Genomic DNA, 15,964 nt, shown 5'->3' on the forward strand with positions numbered 1-15,964 from the left:
GGCGCCACTGCCGTGGGCGGCGGGCACCGGGGGCCGTCGCTCGCGGCGCCGGGAGCCCGGCTGCCCCGCCGTCGGAGGGTCAGTCGCCGAGGCCTGCCAGGTCGCGGAGGCGGCGGGCCTGGGCGGCGCGTTCCGCGGTGCGCTGGGCCTCGTAGTCCCGGTTCTGGGCGCCCTGGAGCAGCGCCTTGGTCTCGACGACCGCGTCGCGCGGCGCGGACAGGATCGCGGACACCAGGTCGTGCACGGCGCCGTCGAGCTGGTCCGCGGGCACGGCGAGGTTGGCCAGGCCCGTGTTCACGGACTCCTCGGCCGTGACGAAGCGCCCGGTCGCGCAGATCTCCAGCGCGCGGGCGTAGCCGACGAGGGACACCAGGGGGTGCGTGCCCGTCAGGTCCGGGACGAGGCCGAGGCTGGTCTCGCGCATGGCGAACTGCACGTCGTCCACGACGACCCGCAGGTCACAGGCGAGGGCCAGCTGGAAGCCCGCCCCGATGGCGTGCCCCTGCACGGCGGCGACCGACACGAGGTCGCTGCGCCGCCACCAGGTGAACGCCTCCTGGTACTCGGCGATGGTCGCGTCCAGCTCGGCGTCGCCGCCCCGGGCGAGGTCGATGAACGACGGTTCGCCGTCGAAGCCCTCGGGCGTGAACGCCTGCCGGTCGAGGCCGGCCGAGAAGGACTTGCCCTCGGCCCGCAGCACGACCACCCGGACGGTGCCCGGCAGCAGCCGGCCGGCCTCGGTGAGCGCCCGCCACAGAGCGGGGCTCTGCGCGTTGCGCTTGGCGGGGTTGGTCAGCGTCACCGTGGCGATCGCGTCGTCGACGGTGAGCCGCACGCCGTCCCGGTCGAGTACGGGAGCGGGGTCGTGGGCGGGCGAAGCCATGGGGCGCCTCCGAAGGGTGCGGTCGTCGTCCCTGCCGTGCGCCGACTGTCACGCCGTACCACGACAGAGCTAAGTGACTGCACAGTAACCACCCGGTCGGTCCGACGACCGGCCGGGTGACCACCTTCACTTTCGGAGCCAGGGGGTCGCCCGGGGGTGGATCAGGCCGATGCGGCCTTCTTGCCCCGGGTCGCCCCGCCACGCCCTCGGAGCGTGACGCCCGACTCGCTGAGCATGCGGTGCACAAAGCCATACGAGCGGCCGGTTTCCTCGGCCAACGCCCGGATGCTCGCACCGGCGTCGTACTTCTTCTTCAGGTCTGCCGCGAGCTTGTCGCGCGCGGCGCCGGTCACCCGGCTGCCCTTCTTCAGAGTCTCGGCCACCCGTGCCTCCTCATGGGAAGTGCGCTCTGGTCTCCTCATGATCACCCCTCATGGGCCTCATGGCCACCCATTCGGCAAGGTCGATGAGGCAAGGTTGTGACGACAGGAGCGCGTCCCCACATGCGGAATGGATCGTTCCAAAGGTTTTCGCGGCTGCGGCTGCCCGGATTCGGCGGCGAAAGCGCAGGTCAGAAAGGTGACACGGCCGGGGCCTCCACAGTGGGGGTCCCGGCCGTGAAATCGATGTAGGACACACCTCATGATGAGGAGATCTCACACAGATGGTGGATCACGGATCGGCCGAATGATCCATACCCAGTGGATCATCCATTCGATCAAGCGAGGGCGACGAGATCCGCGTAGTCGGCGCCCCACAGGTCCTCGACGCCGTCCGGGAGCAGGATGATCCGCTCCGGCTGGAGCGCCTCGACGGCGCCCTCGTCGTGGGTGACGAGGACGACGGCGCCCTTGTAGGTGCGCAGCGCGCCGAGGATCTCCTCGCGGCTGGCCGGGTCGAGGTTGTTGGTCGGCTCGTCGAGCAGCAGCACGTTCGCCGAGGACACCACGAGGGTGGCCAGCGCGAGGCGGGTCTTCTCGCCGCCGGAGAGGACCCCGGCCGGCTTGTCGACGTCGTCGCCGGAGAACAGGAAGGAGCCCAGCGTCTTGCGGACCTCGACCAGGTCCAGGTCGGGCGCGGCGGAGCGCATGTTCTCCAGGACCGTGCGCTCCGGGTCGAGGGTCTCGTGCTCCTGCGCGTAATAACCGAGCTTGAGGCCGTGTCCCTCGATGACCTTCCCGGTGTCGGGCTTCTCCGCCCCGCCCAGCAGGCGGAGCAGGGTCGTCTTGCCCGCGCCGTTGAGGCCGAGGATGACGACGCGGGAGCCCTTGTCGATGGCCAGGTCGACGTCGGTGAAGATCTCCAGCGATCCGTACGACTTCGACAGCCCTTCGGCCATGAGCGGGGTCTTGCCGCACGGCGAGGGCTCGGGGAAGCGGAGCTTGGCAACCTTGTCGGACTTCCGCTCGGCCTCCAGGCCGGCCAGCAGCTTGTCGGCCCGGCGCGCCATGTTCTGCGCGGCGACGGTCTTGGTGGCCTTGGCGCGCATCTTGTCGGCCTGCGAGTGCAGCGCGGAGGCCTTCTTCTCCGCGTTCTGACGCTCGCGCTTGCGGCGCTTCTCGTCGGCCTCGCGCTGCTGCTGGTAGAGCTTCCAGCCCATGTTGTAGACGTCGATCTGGGAGCGGTTGGCGTCCAGGTAGAAGACCTTGTTGACGACCGTCTCGACCAGGTCGACGTCGTGGGAGATCACGATGAAGCCGCCGCGGTAGGTCTTCAGGTAGTCGCGCAGCCAGACGATCGAGTCGGCGTCGAGGTGGTTGGTCGGCTCGTCGAGCAGCAGGGTGTCCGCGTCGGAGAACAGGATGCGGGCCAGTTCGACGCGGCGGCGCTGGCCGCCGGAGAGCGTGTGCAGGGGCTGGCCGAGCACCCGGTCGGGCAGGTTGAGCGCGGCGGCGATGGTGGCGGCCTCGGCCTCGGCGGCGTATCCGCCCTTGGTGAGGAACTCGGTCTCCTGGCGCTCGTACTGCCGCAGGGCCTTCTCGCGGGTGGCGCCCTGGCCGTTGGCGATGCGCTGCTCGTTCTCACGCATCTTGCGCATCAGGACGTCGAGTCCGCGCGCGGAGAGGATGCGGTCGCGGGCGAGGACGTCGAGGTCGCCGGTGCGCGGGTCCTGCGGGAGGTAGCCGACCTCGCCGGAACGGGTGACGGTGCCGCCGGCGGGGATGCCCTCGCCGGCCAGGACCTTGGTGAGGGTGGTCTTGCCGGCGCCGTTGCGGCCGACCAGGCCGATGCGGTCGCCCTTGGCGACGCGGAAGGTGGCGCTTTCGATGAGGACGCGGGCACCGGCGCGCAGCTCGATGCCGGAGGCGGAGATCACGGTCAGACTCCAGGGCGGGTGGGTGACGGGATGGGCGGCTGAGGACGTTTCCCGCCGTCTAATGCGCGAGGAGAATGGCCATGGGGCCAGTCTAACGGGGCCGTGCAACCACTTTTCCCGGACGCCCGGCCTCCGCGGCCGCCCCCGCGGCCGTCTGTTCGGGGCTCCCCTGTTCGGCGGCGCGGGTCGGGGGCGCTGTCGGTGGCCGGTGTCACACTGGGCGACGGGCCGGATTCCGGGACATTCCGGCGTCCGGCCACCGGCACCGGCTCACAAGGGAGTGATCGGCATGGCAGGCATGGACGGCGGCCGCCCGAGCGTCTACCCGACGCTGCTGTACGCGGACGCCAAGGCGGCGGTCCGCCAGCTCACGCAGGCCTTCGGCTTCAGGGAACTGGCGGTGTACGAGGGCGAGGACGGCACGGTCGCGCACGCCGAGCTGGCCCAGGGCAACGGCGCGGTGATGCTCGGTTCCAAGGGCACCGGCAGCAGCTTCGACCAGGCGATGAAGAACGCCGGCACGACGGGGGTGTACGTCGTGGTGGACGACGTCGACGCGCACCACCAGCGGGCCGTGGAGCAGGGCGCGGAGATCCTGATGCCCCCGACGGACCAGGACTACGGCTCGCGGGACTACATGGCCCGGGACCTGGAGGGCAACATCTGGAGCTTCGGGACGTACGCGCCCGAGATCCGGGGCTGACGCAGGCCCGGGCTCCCGGTCAGCTGCCTCCCGTGTGCACCTGGAAGGCGGCCCGGCGCACGGCCTTGGCCAGCGCCGGGTCGGGATGGGCGGCGGCCAGCGCGACCAGGACCTGCACGGTGCGCGGGTGCCCGACGGCGCGGACCTCGTCGAGGAGGGCCGGGACGGTGGGCTGCACCGCGGACTCCAGGTGCCGCACGAGCAGCGGGGCCTCGCCGTGGTCGGCGACGGCGGCCGCGGTGTCCACCCACAGCCAGGTGGCCTCCTGGCGGGTGAGGATCTCGTGGGCGTCCTCGGGGTCGGCGCCGTCGTGCTCGGCCAGCCACAGCAGGGCGTACGGGCGCAGCGTGGGCTCGTCGAGCACGGCGCGGACGTCGGGCTCGGCGGGGGCGCCGACGACGCGCAGCGCCTCGAAGGCGAGGCCGCGCAGCAGGGCGTCCTCGCCGCGGGCGGCGGCGAGCAGCTCGGTGACGGCGCTGCCGACGGGGCGGGCGGCGAGCCAGGCGCGGTACTCGGCGCGGGCCGCGTTCGGGCGGAGCCGGCCGCAGCCGCGGAGCATGGCCTCGGCCGACTGCTCGATGTTCCCGGCGGGGCTCTGCGCGGCGACGCAGATCTGCTCCAGCTTGACCCAGACCGCCCAGCTGCCCAGCGGGGTGAGCGTGGCGTGGCCGTCGCCGCAGGTGAGGGCGCCGACGGAGGCCAAGGCGTGCAGGGCCCAGTCGAGGAGCGGGGCGAGCGGGGCGGCGTCGGCGGCATCCGCGGTGCGCTCGGGCTGCGGGGCGTCGGGGGTGCCCGGTTCGAGCCGGGGGCCGTAGGGGACCTCGCAGCGCTCGGTGCGCAGTTCGGTGACGCGCTGCTCCAGCAGGTCCAGGAGCTGGGCGACGGGCACCGGGCCGGCGGACAGCTGGAGGAAGGAGAGCACCTGGGGCATCGCGGAGACGACCTCGGCGACGGCGGCGGGCTCGTGCTCGTCCGGCTCGGGGTGGGCGAGCGACCAGGCGTCGAAGAGGGCGACCCAGCCGCGCAGCACGGCGCTGTCGTCGCGGTTCCAGGCGCGCAGGCGCCAGCCGGGGCGGGCGGTGTCGCCGTGGACCTCGACCAGCCCGGCGAGGCGGGCGGTGTCCCAGTCGGCGCGGACCTCGGCGACGGTCAGGCCGAGCTCGCGGGCCGCGTGTTCGGCGGTCGCGTCGGAGAGGGTGGCCTTGCCGTCGGCGGTCGCGCTGCCGCGGCCGGGGCCGAGGGCGGCGTCGGCCCAGCGGGCGATGCGGGCGGCGTCGGCCAGGCCGGAGCGTGCGATTCGGGCCAGTTCCGACCGGGCCGGTGTGCCCTCCGGGGGGCGCGGTGCGGCGCGGTGCGGGCGGCGCTGGTTGATCGCTCTGGGGGCGGCGGCCAGGGGTCGCGGACGGACGAGTCGAAGCCTGGAGTCGCGCGGGATACGGGACGTCACGGGTGCAGTCTTCCGGTTGACGGTCCGAAAACCCAAACGGAACGCCCGGGGCGGCGTCGGGGACGGCTCGCGCGGGGCCTCGGCACGCGGTCAGGGCGGGTGAACCGGCCACCGGTACAACCGTGAACGGAACCTGGGCGGCGCGCGGCGGGGCGGGCCCCGCCGGGGTCAGACGAGGGGGGTCAGGAAGCGGCGCAGGGTCTCCAGGTAGGAGTCGGGGTCGGCGTTCCACATGGCGCCGTGCGGGGCGTCCCGGACGGTGTGGAGGGAGACCAGGCGCGAGTGGGCGTCGGCGAAGCGGCGGGTGTACCGCCAGGGGGCGACGGTGTCGCCCGGGCCGTGGAAGACGAGGGCAGGCACGGTGAGGGGCTCGTCGGCGACCTGGCCGGGGGTGCCGTCGGCGTGCAGCCCGGCGCGGCCCTGGGCGGCGCGGACGGCGAGCGGCAGCAGCACGCCGGGGGTGCGGCGGGCGGCGGCCAGGGCGCGCAGGGTGGCCTCCCAGTCGAGGACCGGGGAGTCGAGGACGAGCCCCGCGATGCGGTCGCGGGCGGCGGAGCGCGCGGCGGTGCGCAGGGCCATGGTGGCGCCGGTGGACCAGCCGAGCAGGACGATCTGGCGGGCGCCGTGGTCGAGGGCGTAGTGGACGGCGGCGTCCAGGTCGTGCCACTCGGTCTCGCCGAAGTGGTGCAGGCCGTCGGGCGAGGGCGGGGCGCCGGCGTCGCCGCGGTAGGCGAGCGCGAGTACCGGGACGTGCCGGCCGTGCAGGGCCGCCATGAGGTTCAGGGCGTGTTCGCGGGTGGTGCCCAGGCCGTGGACGGCGATGACCCAGGTGGGCCGGGCGCCGGGCACGAACCAGGCGGGGAGCGGCCCGAGTTCGCCGGGGATCTCGACGTCGGTGTGGTCCAGGCCGAGGGCGGTGCCGGGGGTGCCGACGTACAGGTTGGGGGTGAGCCAGGCCCGGTCGCCGGTGCCGAAGGTGCCGTGGGTGACGCCTTCGAGGCGGCGTACGACGGTGTCGGCGCCGTGCTGGGCGGTGCTCAGGACCGGGCCGACGATCGCGTGGGACGCGTCGCCGGCGAGGCCGTAGCGGCCGGGGCGCAGTGCGGCGAGGTCCCGGGTGAGGGTGATCTGCCCGGCGGCGGTCCCGTGCACGGTGAGCCGGGGTTCGGTGGGCAGGGGCCGGCCGGGGGGCGCCTTGAGCGCGGCGTCGCTGGCCAGTCGGCCGGCGGCGACGCTCGCTGCGCCGGCCGCCGCCAGCGCTGCGGTGACTGCGGCGGCCGTTGCTGTGACAGTGCGCATGGGGCCAGTCTCCCGGTGGAGTCCGTGGGCGGCCAGCGGGCGGACGACACGGAGTGACGGTGCCCGGCCGGGCCCGGGGCCTTGGGCCGGCTCGACTGCCGGTACCCCCGAACCCGGCCCGTAACCGCTCCGGCCGTGCGCCACGTGGGCCAACAGCGGCCCGTCGCGGGGGTCTTCAGGTGGGCTGGCCGTAGCCGCGCAGGCGTTCCGTCACCTCGTCCAGCTGGGCCGGGGTCAGCAGGGACGGGGTGTGGCCGGGGACCGAGGAGGCCGTCAGCCACAGGCGGCACATCCACTCCAGCTGGGCGGTGCGGTCGTAGGCCTGGTCGAGGGTGGTGCCGTAGGTGATCGTGCCGTGGTTGCGCAGGAGGCAGCCGGTGCGGTCGGTGAGGGCGGCCAGCATGGCGCGGGCGAGTGCGTCGGTGCCGTAGGCGGCGTAGGGGGCGACCCTGACCGGGCCGCCGAGCGCGGCGGCCATGTAGTGGACGAGCGGGAGCTCGGGGACGAGCAGCGAGACCGCCGTCGCGTGGACGGCGTGGGTGTGGACGACGGCCCGGGCGCCGGTCGTGCGGTACACGGCGAGGTGCATGGGCAGCTCGCTGGTGGGGACCAGCGTTCCGAGGACCTGCCGGCCGTCGAGGTCGACGCCGGTCACGTCGCCGGGGGCCAGACGGTCGTAGGGCACGCCCGAAGGGGTGACGAGGACCGTGTCGCCGACCCGCACCGAGACGTTGCCGGAGGTGCCGACGACCAGCCCGTCGGACACCGTCCGCCGGGCCGTCGCGACGAGCGCCTCCCAGGCCTCGGACTCCTCCGCGGACACCTGTCCGACCCGCGATTCCGTCACAGTCCACGCCTCCCGTCGGGCGTGCCGTACGCCCCTCGCCGCGCCGCGGTCCGGCGCCTCGCGGCGATCCTGCCAGGGACGTCTCCGGAGAGCGCCGGCGCGGGCACGCAGCGCAGGCGTTCGCGGAGGTCACGACCCCGTTTCCGGTCACCATGACGCCCGGTCCAGTTCATCTTCCGTTCACTCTGGTTACCTACGTTCGACGCGCCAATGACCTCGAACGATTGCCTGGGTAAATGGAAAGCTTCTCGCTGATCCTCGCGATTGTGGTGGTAACCGCACTCGCGTTCGATTTCACGAACGGTTTCCACGACACCGCGAACGCGATGGCAACGACCATTTCGACCGGTGCACTCAAACCCAAGGTCGCGGTGGCCATGTCCGCCGTGCTGAACCTTGTGGGCGCCTTCCTCTCGGTGGAGGTCGCCAAGACGATCTCCAAAGGTCTCGTCGACGAGACCGGCATCCGTCCCGAGGTCATCTTCGCCGCGTTGGTCGGCGCGATCCTCTGGAACCTGCTGACCTGGCTGGTCGGGCTGCCGTCCAGTTCCTCGCACGCCCTCATGGGCGGTCTGATCGGCGCCGCCGTCGCCTCGGCGGGCATCGGCGCCGTCCACGGCGACGTCCTCGTCACCAAGGTGCTCCTGCCGGCCGTCGCCGCCCCGATCGTCGCGGGCGTCGCCTCGATGCTCGCCTCCCGGCTGACGTACAAGCTCGGCCGCAGGGCCGACGGCAAGGCCGCCGAGAAGGGCTACCGCGCCGGGCAGATCGCCTCTGCGGGCCTGGTCTCGCTGGCCCACGGCACCAACGACGCCCAGAAGACGATGGGCATCATCACCCTGGCCCTGATCGCCGGCGGCGCCCTCGCCCCCGGTTCGAACCCGCCCGTGTGGGTCATCCTGTCCGCGGGCCTGGCCATCGCGCTCGGCACCTACCTCGGCGGCTGGCGCATCATCCGCACCATGGGCAAGGGCCTGACCGACCTCCAGCCGCAGCAGGGCTTCGCCGCCCAGACCAGCGCCGCCACGGTCATCCTGGCCTCCTCCCACCTCGGCTTCTCCCTCTCCACCACGCACTCGGTCTCCGGTGCGGTGATGGGCGCGGGCCTCGGCCGCAAGGGCGGCGTGGTCCGCTGGTCCACGGCCACCCGCATGTTCGTCGCCTGGGGCCTGACCCTGCCGGCCGCGGCCCTGGTCGCCGCGCTCGCCGAGTGGGTCTGCGGCTTCGGGGACTGGGGCACGGCGCTCGTCGCGGTCTTCCTGGTCGGCTCCAGCTTCGCGATCTGGCGTATCTCCCGCCGCGAGGTCGTCGACCACACCAACGTGAACGGCGGCGCCGGGCCCGAGCCCGAGCCGGCCGGCGTGGTGACCACGGCGATCGCCGCCGTGACCCCGCCCCCCGCGGGCGTGAGCGAGGAGCTGACCGCCACCGTCGCGGCCCCGGCCGCCGTCGCCGACACCAAGACCCCGTCGGCCGCCGCCACCACCGTCTGAGCCCGCGTCCGGGCACGAAGGAAGAGAACCGCCATGACTATCGACTGGGCAGCCCTCGGCTCCGTCTTCGGGGTCAGTCTCGTGGCCACCGTGGCACTGGTCGCCCTGTTCACCCTCGGCATCGTCGGCCTCTCCCGCCAGGAGCGCGCCGCCGCCCGGGGCGGCTCCGCGACGCTCGCGGTCACCGGCGCCTACGCCTGCTTCGCGGCCTGCGCGGCCGCCGTGGCGTACGGGATCTATCTGATCGTCGCCTGACGACCGGGCGCACAGCGTGCGCGGGGCGCGGGACGGACTCCACCGTCCCGCGCCCCGCGCTTTTTCCGTGCCGGCGCACACCACCCGTGTGTGGGCCTCCGCACACTCCCCCACCGCAGGTCAACAGCAAGTTGACGGGTGTTCGCGGGCCGTGGTGGACTTCCGGAGCCATTACGGCGGCAGGAGAGGAAGCCGGTGCGATTCCGGCGCGGTCCCGCCACTGTCACCGGGGCAGTACGCACGCGTACGGCCCCGGGAGCCAGGAACTCTCACCGCCGATCTCGTCGAACCAGGGCGTGGACACCCTGAGTGAGGACATATCGCCATGCGCGGCTGCCGTTCGAGGCTCACCAGAGACGCACTTCCGCTGTCCCTTCCCACGGCAGGCTGAGCCGTGCGCGCCGAACGCGTCTTCGCGTACGGCGCCGCCGCCGGCCTTCTCGGCGACCTCCTCCTCGGCGATCCGCGCCGCGGACACCCGGTCGCCGCGTTCGGCCGTGCCGCGGGCGCCGTGGAACGGGTGCTGTGGCGTGACCACCGGGGCAGGGGCGCGCTGCACACCGCCGTGTGCGCCGGTGGCGCCGTCGCCCTCGGCTCGGCCGCCGCGCGCCTCGTACGCCGCTCCCCCGCCGCCTCCGTCGCGCTGACCGGCGTTGCCACCTGGGCCGTCGTGGGCGGCACGTCGCTGGCCCGTGAGGCGCGTGCCGTCGGCCGCGCGCTGGACGCCGGGGACGTCGAGGCGGCCCGGGCCCGGCTGCCGCACCTGTGCGGGCGGGACCCGCAGGCGCTGGACGCCGACGGGATCGCCCGGGCCGTCGTGGAGTCCGTCGCCGAGAACACCTCCGACGCGGTCGTGGGCGCCCTGGTGTGGGGCGCCGTCGCCGGAGTGCCCGGGCTGCTCGGCTTCCGGGCCGTCAACACCCTGGACGCGATGGTCGGCCACAAGTCCCCCCACTACCGGCGGTACGGCTGGGCCTCGGCCCGCCTCGACGACCTCGCGGGCTGGCCGGGCGCCCGCCTCACCGCCGTCCTGACCACCGTCGCCGGCGGCGACCCCCGGGGCGCCGTACGGGCCTGGCGCACCGACGCCGCCCAGCACCCGAGCCCCAACGCCGGGCCCGTGGAGGCGTCCTTCGCGGGCGCCCTGGGCGTGCGGCTCGGCGGGACGCTCTCGTACGGCGGCCGGGTCGAACACCGGCCGGTGCTCAACGGGGCGGCGGGACGCGCCGTTCGGGCCGGGTCCGGCGACATCGACCGGGCGGTACGGCTGTCCCGGCGCGTGAGCTGGCTGGCGCTGGGCGCCTGCGCGGGCGCGCGGCTGCTCGTCCGCGGGGTCACTGGGAAGGGACGTACGTCATGAGCGGTGGCCTCCTCGTCGCCGGCACCACCTCCGACGCCGGCAAGAGCGTCGTCACCGCCGGGATCTGCCGCTGGCTGGTGCGCCAGGGCGTGAAGGTGGCGCCCTTCAAGGCACAGAACATGTCCCTCAACTCGTTCGTGACGCGCGAGGGCGCCGAGATCGGGCGGGCGCAGGCCATGCAGGCCCAGGCGTGCCGGGTCGAGCCGACCGCGCTGATGAACCCGGTGCTGCTCAAGCCGGGCGGCGAGCGGAGCAGCCAGGTCGTGCTGCTCGGCAAGCCGGTCGGCGAGATGAGCGCCCGCGGCTACCACGGCGGGCGTCAGCAGCGGTTGCTCGGCACGGTGCTCGACTGCCTGGCCGAACTGCGGGGCACGTACGACGCGGTGATCTGCGAGGGCGCGGGCAGCCCGGCCGAGATCAACCTGCGCCGGACCGACATCGTGAACATGGGCATCGCCCGCGGCGCCGGACTCCCCGTCCTGGTCGTCGGCGACATCGACCGCGGGGGCGTCTTCGCCTCCTTCTTCGGCACGGTGGCCCTGCTCTCCCCCGAGGACCAGGCGCTGGTCGCCGGGTTCCTCGTCAACAAGTTCCGGGGCGACGTGTCGCTCCTGGAGCCCGGCATCGACATGCTGCACGGCCTCACCGGGCGGCGGACGTACGGCGTCCTGCCCTTCCGGCACGGGCTCGGCATCGACGAGGAGGACGGGCTGCGCGTCTCGCTGCGCGGCACCGTGCGGGAGTCGGTCGTCGCGCCGCCGGTCGGCGAGGACGTGCTGCGGATCGCGGTGTGCGCGGTGCCGCTGATGTCCAACTTCACGGACGTGGACGCGCTCGCCGCCGAACCCGGTGTCGTGGTGCGGTTCGTGGACCGGCCGGAGGAGCTGGCCGACGCGGACCTCGTGATCGTGCCGGGGACGCGCGGCACGGTACGGGCGCTTCAGTGGCTGCGGGAGCGGGGGCTCGCCGACGCGCTCGCCCGCAGGGCGGCCGAGGGGCGCCCCGTGCTCGGCATCTGCGGCGGCTTCCAGCTCCTCGGCGAGCACATCGAGGACGACGTCGAGTCCCGCGCCGGGCACGTCGACGGGCTCGGACTGCTGCCCGTACGGGTGCGGTTCGCCACCGAGAAGACCCTCACCCGGCCCGTCGGCGAAGCCCTCGGCGAGCCGGTCGAGGGGTACGAGATCCACCACGGGGTCGCCCAAGTCACGGGCGGAGAGGCCTTTCTGGACGGCTGCCGGGTCGGCCAGACCTGGGGCACGCACTGGCACGGCTCGCTGGAGTCGGACGGCTTCCGGCGGGCGTTCCTGCGCGAGGTGGCCGCCGCCGCGGGCCGCCGCTTCGTGCCGGCCCCCGACACCTCGTTCGCCGCGCTGCGCGAGGAGCAGCTCGACCGGCTCGGCGACCTGATCGAACAGCACGCGGACACGGACGCGCTGTGGCGGCTCATCGAGTCCGGCGCGCCACAAGGACTGCCCTTCATTCCACCGGGAGCGCCCGCATGAGCACAGTGTTGTTGTTGTCGACCGCCGACACGGACCTGCTGGCGGCCCGCGCGTCGGACGCCGCCTACCGGATCGGCAACCCGACCCGGGTCGACGTACAGGAGGAACTGCCGGGCCTGGTCGAGGGCGCGGACCTCGCCGTCGTCCGCCTGCTCGGCGGCAAGCGCGCCTGGGAGGACGGGCTCGCCGCGCTGAAGGCGTCCGGCATCCCGACCGTGCTCCTCGGCGGCGAGAGCGTGCCGGACGCGGAGCTGATGGCCGAGTCGTCGGTGCCGGCCGGGGTGGTGGCGGAGGCGCTGCGCTATCTGGTCGAGGGCGGCCCGGACAACCTCACGCAGCTCGCGCGGTTCCTGTCGGACACGGTACTGCTGACCGGCGAGGGCTTCGACGAGCCGCGCAAGATGCCGGAGTACGGGCTCCACGGTGAACGGCCCTTCATCGAGGGCCGCCCGACGGTCGGCGTGCTCTTCTACCGCGCCCACCACCTCAGCGGCAACACCGCCTTCGTCGACACCCTGTGCGACGCCATCGAGGCGCACGACGCCAACGCCCTGCCGGTGTACTGCGGTTCGCTGCGCGGCGCCGACGCCGGGCTGTACGAGCTGCTGGGCCGGGCCGACTCCCTGGTCGCCACCGTCCTCGCGGCGGGCGGCACGCACGCCTCGCAGGCCTCGGCGGGCGGCGACGAGGAGGCCTGGGACATCGGCGCGCTGGCCGACCTGAACGTGCCGGTGCTGCAAGGGCTCTGCCTCACCTCCTCCCGCGCCGCCTGGGAGGCGTCCGACGCGGCGCTCTCCCCGATGGACGCGGCGATGCAGGTCGCCATCCCGGAGTTCGACGGCCGCCTCGTCACGGTGCCGTTCTCCTTCAAGGAGCAGGGCCCCGACGACGTGCCGGTCTACGTGGCCGACCCCGAGCGGGCCGGGCGGGTCGCCGGGATCGCCGTGCGGCACGCGGCCCTCAAGCACAAGCCGAACGCCGAGAAGAAGCTCGCGCTGGTCTTCACCGCGTACCCGACCAAGCACTCCCGCGTCGGCAACGCGGTCGGCCTCGACACCCCGGCCTCGGCGGTACGCGTGCTGGACGCGCTGCGGGACGCGGGCTACTCGCTCACCGAACACCCCTCCGAGGGCGACGAGTTGATCCACCGGCTGATCGAAGCAGGCGGGCACGATGTCGAGTGGCTGACCGAGGACCAGCTCGCCTCGGCGCCCGCGCGGGTGCCGCTGGCCGACTACCGGGCGTGGTTCGAGAAGCTCGATCCCGAACTCCGGGACGGGATGCGGGAGGCGTGGGGCGAGCCGCCGGGCTCGCTGTACGTGGACGGCGACGACATCGTGCTGGCCTCCCTCCAGTTCGGGAACGTCGTCGTCATGATCCAGCCGCCGCGCGGCTTCGGGGAGAACCCGATCGCGATCTACCACGACCCCGACATGCCGCCCTCCCACCACTACATGGCGGCCTACCGCTGGCTGGACAACAGCTTCGGCGCCGACGCGATCGTGCACATGGGCAAGCACGGCACGATGGAGTGGCTGCCGGGCAAGGGGCTGGGCCTGAGCGCGGGCTGCGCGCCCGACGCCGTGCTCGGCGACCTGCCGCTGATCTACCCGTTCATCGTCAACGACCCCGGCGAGGGCACCCAGGCCAAGCGGCGCGGACACGCCACGGTGGTCGACCACCTCGTGCCGCCGATGGCCCGTGCCGACACCTACGGCGACCTGGCCAAGCTGGAGCAGCTGCTCGACGAGTACGCGCTCGTCTCCGACCTGGACCCGACGAAGGCGCCGGCGGTGCGGGCGCAGATCTGGACGCTGGTCAAGGCGGCCGAACTCCACCACGACCTGCACGTGGACGACCAGCCGGACGACGTCGCGTTCGACGAGTTCGTCATGCACATCGACGGCTATCTGTGCGAGATCAAGGACGTGCAGATCCGCGACGGCCTGCACATCCTGGGCGGCGGCCCGGTCGGCGACCCGCGCGTCAACCTCGTACTGGCGGTGCTGCGGGCCTCGCAGGTGTGGGGCGGCCAGGCGAACGCGCTGCCGGGTCTGCGGGCCTCGCTGGCCGCGCATTTCGGGCTGGTGGAGAAGGAACTGCTGGCCGAGCCGGGTGCGCCGGTGAAGGTGCCGGTGGAACTGACGGAGCTGGTGGAGGGCCCCGCACGGTCGGCGGCGGACGCGATCGACCTGCTGGAGCAGTTGTGCCGGCGGTTCGCGGAGGGCATGGAACTCCAGGCCTGGGACACGGCGGCCGTTCCGGGCCTCGTGCGTGACGTGCTCGGCACCGAACTCCCCGATGCGGTCGCCGTGCTGGAGTTCGCCTGCCGGGAGGTCGTACCGCGGCTCGCCCGGACCACGGACGAGATCGGGCACATCCTGCGGGCGCTGGACGGCGGTTACGTCCCGGCGGGCCCGTCCGGCTCACCGACCCGTGGGCTGGTCAACGTCCTGCCGACCGGCCGGAACTTCTACTCCGTCGACCCCAAGGCGATCCCGTCCCGGCTGAGCTGGGAGGTCGGCCAGTCCCTCGCGGACTCCCTCATCCAGCGCTACCTGAGCGACACCGGCGAGTACCCGAAGTCCGTCGGCCTCACCGTGTGGGGCACGTCCGCGATGCGCACCCAGGGCGACGACATCGCCGAGATCCTGGCACTGCTGGGCTGCCGTCCGGTGTGGGACGACGCGTCGCGCCGGGTGACGGGCTTCGAGATCGTGCCCCTGGCCGAGCTGGGCCGGCCGCGCGTGGACGTCACGGTGCGGATCTCGGGCTTCTTCCGGGACGCGTTCCCGCACGTGGTCGGGCTGATCGACGACGCGGTGCGGGCGGTGGCGGAGCTGGACGAGCCCGCCTCGCAGAACTACGTCCGCGCCCACGCCGACGAGGACAGCGCCGAGCACGGCGACCGACGCCGGGCCACGGCACGCATCTTCGGCTCCAAGCCGGGCGCGTACGGCGCGGGTCTGCTGCCGCTGATCGACGCACGGAACTGGCGCAGCGACGCGGACCTCGCCGAGGTCTACGCGGTCTGGGGCGGCTACGCCTACGGACGCGGGCTGGACGGGCGCGCGGCACGCGGGGACATGGAGACGGCGTTCCGGCGGATCGCGGTGGCGGCGAAGAACGTGGACACGCGTGAGCACGACCTGGTCGACGCGGACGACTACTTCCAGTATCACGGCGGCATGGTCGCGATGGTGCGCCACCTGACGGGCGAGTCCCCCGAGGCGTACGTCGGCGACTCCGCGACGCCGGACCAGGTGAAGACGCGGACGCTGGGCGAGGAGACGCACCGGGTCTTCCGGGCGCGGGTGGTGAATCCGCGGTGGATGGCGGCCATGCGGCGGCACGGCTACAAGGGCGCCTTCGAGATGGCGGCCACCGTGGACTACCTCTTCGGCTACGACGCCACGGCCGGGGTCGTGGACGACTGGATGTACGAGAAGCTCAGCGCCGAGTACGTCTTCGACGCGGAGAACCGGGACTTCATGAAGAAGTCCAACCCCTGGGCCCTGCGCGGCATCACCGAGCGGTTGCTGGAGGCCGCCGACCGGGGGCTGTGGGCCGAACCCGACGCGGAGACGCTGGAGCGGCTGCGCGCCACGTATCTGGAGCTCGAAGGCGACTTGGAGGGCGACGACCAGTGAGTACTCCGTTCCCGTTCACGGCCGTCGTCGGTCAGGACGACCTACGGCTCGCGCTGCTGCTGAACGCCGTTTCCCCGGCCGTCGGCGGTGTGCTGGTGCGCGGCGAGAAGGGCACCGCGAAGTCCACGGCCGTGCGCGCCCTGTCGGCGCTCATGCCGGAGGTGGCCGTCGTCTCCGGGTGCCGTTTCTCCTGCGACCCCGCCTA

The 15,964-nt window shown here is 73.4% G+C and carries 12 protein-coding genes, 1 pseudogene and 1 riboswitch; of the genes and pseudogenes, 7 read left to right on the plus strand and 6 right to left on the minus strand.

Going from position 1 to position 15,964, the window contains the following annotated elements; all coding sequences use genetic code 11:
* Positions 1-79: 79 nt before the first annotated feature.
* The 3 genes from GTW67_RS16435 to GTW67_RS16445 all read right to left on the minus strand — a co-directional run bounded on the left by GTW67_RS16435 (position 80) and on the right by GTW67_RS16445 (position 3,200).
* Positions 80-883, minus strand: a complete 804-nt coding sequence (locus tag GTW67_RS16435) for an enoyl-CoA hydratase/isomerase family protein (protein WP_161165568.1) — start codon at positions 881-883, stop codon at positions 80-82.
* A 161-nt stretch (positions 884-1,044) separates the two neighbouring features.
* Positions 1,045-1,266, minus strand: a complete 222-nt coding sequence (locus GTW67_RS16440; RefSeq protein WP_018567695.1) for a helix-turn-helix domain-containing protein — start codon at positions 1,264-1,266, stop codon at positions 1,045-1,047.
* 335 nt (positions 1,267-1,601) lie between these two features.
* A complete protein-coding gene (locus GTW67_RS16445) occupies positions 1,602-3,200 on the minus strand; it encodes an ATP-binding cassette domain-containing protein (RefSeq protein WP_161165569.1) in 1,599 nt (532 codons plus the stop codon).
* Positions 3,201-3,489: 289 nt separating this feature from the next.
* On the opposite strand from GTW67_RS16445, the gene GTW67_RS16450 reads away from it, so the two are divergent.
* A complete protein-coding gene (locus tag GTW67_RS16450; RefSeq protein ID WP_202437320.1) occupies positions 3,490-3,903 on the plus strand; it encodes a VOC family protein in 414 nt (137 codons plus the stop codon).
* A 19-nt stretch (positions 3,904-3,922) separates the two neighbouring features.
* Here GTW67_RS16450 and GTW67_RS16455 read toward each other — a convergent pair whose 3' ends face one another.
* The 3 genes from GTW67_RS16455 to GTW67_RS16465 all read right to left on the minus strand — a co-directional run bounded on the left by GTW67_RS16455 (position 3,923) and on the right by GTW67_RS16465 (position 7,496).
* Complete coding sequence (locus tag GTW67_RS16455; RefSeq protein WP_346010674.1) at positions 3,923-5,350, minus strand: hypothetical protein; 1,428 nt, start codon at positions 5,348-5,350, stop codon at positions 3,923-3,925.
* A gap of 168 nt (positions 5,351-5,518) precedes the next feature.
* On the minus strand, positions 5,519-6,649 hold the full coding sequence (locus tag GTW67_RS16460; RefSeq protein ID WP_161165570.1) for an alpha/beta hydrolase family protein: 1,131 nt from the start codon (positions 6,647-6,649) through the stop codon (positions 5,519-5,521).
* 175 nt (positions 6,650-6,824) lie between these two features.
* Complete coding sequence (locus GTW67_RS16465; RefSeq protein WP_346010675.1) at positions 6,825-7,496, minus strand: class II aldolase/adducin family protein; 672 nt, start codon at positions 7,494-7,496, stop codon at positions 6,825-6,827.
* Between the two features lie 236 nt (positions 7,497-7,732).
* Here GTW67_RS16465 and GTW67_RS16470 point away from each other — a divergent pair, with 236 nt between their 5' ends.
* The 6 genes and pseudogenes from GTW67_RS16470 to GTW67_RS16495 form a co-directional block, all read left to right on the plus strand.
* A complete protein-coding gene (locus GTW67_RS16470) occupies positions 7,733-8,989 on the plus strand; it encodes an inorganic phosphate transporter (RefSeq protein WP_161165571.1) in 1,257 nt (418 codons plus the stop codon).
* 33 nt (positions 8,990-9,022) lie between these two features.
* A complete protein-coding gene (locus GTW67_RS16475; RefSeq protein ID WP_161165572.1) occupies positions 9,023-9,244 on the plus strand; it encodes a hypothetical protein in 222 nt (73 codons plus the stop codon).
* 138 nt (positions 9,245-9,382) lie between these two features.
* Positions 9,383-9,532: riboswitch (cobalamin riboswitch) on the plus strand.
* A gap of 106 nt (positions 9,533-9,638) precedes the next feature.
* On the plus strand, positions 9,639-10,604 hold the full coding sequence (locus tag GTW67_RS16480; RefSeq protein ID WP_161165573.1) for a cobalamin biosynthesis protein: 966 nt from the start codon (positions 9,639-9,641) through the stop codon (positions 10,602-10,604).
* A complete protein-coding gene (locus GTW67_RS16485) occupies positions 10,601-12,109 on the plus strand; it encodes a cobyric acid synthase (RefSeq protein ID WP_161165574.1) in 1,509 nt (502 codons plus the stop codon). The genes GTW67_RS16480 and GTW67_RS16485 overlap by 4 nt, the downstream gene beginning before the upstream one ends.
* Positions 12,106-15,759 carry a cobaltochelatase subunit CobN gene (cobN, locus tag GTW67_RS16490; protein WP_161165575.1) on the plus strand — a complete coding sequence of 1,218 codons (3,654 nt, stop codon included), beginning with the start codon at positions 12,106-12,108 and terminating at the stop codon, positions 15,757-15,759. The genes GTW67_RS16485 and cobN overlap by 4 nt, the downstream gene beginning before the upstream one ends.
* Positions 15,756-15,964: pseudogene (locus tag GTW67_RS16495) on the plus strand (magnesium chelatase); the annotation flags it as partial. The gene cobN and the pseudogene GTW67_RS16495, both read left to right, overlap by 4 nt.

Source organism: Streptomyces sp. SID5910 (assembly GCF_009862125.1).
Taxonomy (GTDB): domain Bacteria; phylum Actinomycetota; class Actinomycetes; order Streptomycetales; family Streptomycetaceae; genus Streptomyces.